General features: G+C 62.2%; 1 protein-coding gene. It reads left to right on the top strand.

The annotated features are described in order from the left end of the window. On the top strand, positions 1 to 504 hold a 504-nt coding region (locus tag CO671_RS33185), incomplete at its 5' end, for an EF-Tu/IF-2/RF-3 family GTPase (protein WP_007769280.1). Between the last annotated feature and the right edge of the window lies 1 nt (position 505).

Here is a 505-nt window from a genome sequence, read left to right as displayed (position 1 = left end):
GTGACCGGCCGCGTCGAGCGTGGCATTGTCAAGGTTGGCGAAGAAGTCGAGATCGTCGGCATCCGTCCGACCTCGAAGACGACGGTGACCGGCGTTGAAATGTTCCGCAAGCTGCTCGACCAGGGCCAGGCCGGCGACAACATCGGCGCACTGGTTCGCGGTGTTAACCGTGACGGCGTCGAGCGTGGCCAGATCCTGTGCAAGCCGGGTTCGGTCAAGCCGCACAAGAAGTTCATGGCTGAAGCCTACATCCTGACGAAGGAAGAGGGCGGCCGTCATACGCCGTTCTTCACCAACTACCGTCCGCAGTTCTACTTCCGCACGACGGATGTGACCGGCATCGTCACGCTGCCGGAAGGCACGGAAATGGTCATGCCGGGCGACAACGTCACGGTTGCAGTCGAGCTGATCGTTCCGATCGCGATGGAAGAAAAGCTGCGCTTCGCCATCCGCGAAGGCGGCCGCACGGTCGGCGCCGGTATCGTCGCCTCGATCGTCGAGTAAT

Origin of the sequence: Rhizobium sp. M10 (genome assembly GCF_002531955.1) — a bacterium.
In the GTDB taxonomy this organism is placed as follows: Bacteria; Pseudomonadota; Alphaproteobacteria; order Rhizobiales; family Rhizobiaceae; genus Rhizobium; species Rhizobium etli_C.
This window is presented reverse-complemented; position numbering and strand designations above follow the sequence as displayed.